Raw genomic sequence first — 1,521 nt, forward strand, 5'->3', positions numbered from 1 at the left:
GGGACAACCACCCTCCTGGAGATCGGCCCCGACGCCGTACTCACCACACTCGCCACCAACCAACTCCCCACCTCGGTAACGGCAGTGGCCACCCAACGCCGCAACCACCCCCAGCCCACGGCGCTGCTCACCGCCCTCGCCACCACCTTCACCCACGGCCACACCCTCAACTGGGACGCCTACTACGCCCCCGCACGCCCTGAGACCACTTCCCTCCCCACCTACGCCTTCCAGCACAACGACCGTTACTGGCTCACTTCGTCTCTGACCAGTGGCCTGTCACGGACGCTTGCCGTCTCGAAGACGCCTCGGCCGGAAGCTCCGGCTGCTCCGGTTGTTCAGCCTGTGACCCGAGACACCACCCAATTCGTTCGTGAAACGGTCTCGGTGCGCCTCGCGGCCGCACTTGGGTATGAAAAAGACCGTGCGCTTGATTTCCGGCGCCAGTTCCATGACCTGGGATTCGACTCGATCACAGCCGTTGATTTCCGTAATTCACTTGCCAAGGATCTTGGTATCAATCTGCCCAGCGGGCTGCTGTTCGACTACCCGACTCCGGAAGTCCTGGTCGAATATCTGGTATCGCGCATAGCGGGGTCAGACTCCGTCGCATCCGACGAAGAGCACTTCGAGTTCGTGGACGAGCCGATCGCCATCGTCGGAATCGCCTGCCGGTTCCCGGGTGGCATTTCCTCCGCTGAGGATCTCCTGCGCGTCACGACCGAGGGCCTGGAGGTGCTGTCGCCCCTGCCCGAGAATCGTGGGTGGGATCTGGAGGGACTTCGTGCGGAAGAGAAGATAGCCACGACCTCGGGCGGTTTCCTGCTGGATGCCGGCCAGTTCGACGCGGAGTTCTTCGGCATCTCCCCGCGCGAGGCCCTGGGGATGGATCCGCAGCAGCGCCTGCTGCTGGAGACCTCCTGGGAGGTCTTCGAGGGCGCGGGACTCGATCCGGAGTCGTTCCGGGGCAGGCGAGTCGGTGTCTTCTTCGGCGGCACGACCCACGACTACGGCCCGCGCATGCACGAAGGCCAGGCCGGCGCGGAGGGACATGTCCTGACCGGTACGACGGCCAGCATCATGTCGGGCCGGGTCGCCTACACCTTCGGCTTCACGGGTCCTGCGGTGACGGTGGACACGGCGTGCTCGTCGTCCCTCGTGGCGCTGCATCTGGCGGGCCAGGCACTCAGGTCGGGCGAGTGCTCCCTGGCCCTGGCGGGCGGCGTCACCGTGATGTCGAGTCCCGGCATGTTCGTGGAGTTCAGCCGGCAGCAGGGCCTGTCGCCGGACGGCCGCTGCAAGGCCTACTCCGCATCGGCGGACGGCACGGGCTGGTCCGAGGGTGTCGGCATCCTGCTGGTGGAGCGCCTCTCCGACGCCCAGCGCAACGGCCACCAGGTGCTGGCCGTGGTCCGCGGCTCCGCCGTCAACCAGGACGGCGCCTCCAACGGCCTCACCGCACCCAACGGCCCCTCCCAGCAACGCGTCATCCGCCAAGCCCTGGCCAGCGCCGGACTCACC

Annotated in this window: 1 protein-coding gene; it reads left to right on the plus strand. The window is 66.9% G+C overall.

The features are described 5' to 3' along the window. Positions 1 to 1,521: acyl carrier protein (locus tag ACZ7DL_RS39065; RefSeq protein ID WP_470781842.1), on the plus strand; the 1,521-nt coding region annotated here is incomplete at both ends.

The organism is Streptomyces sp. NPDC036984 (assembly GCF_055607665.1).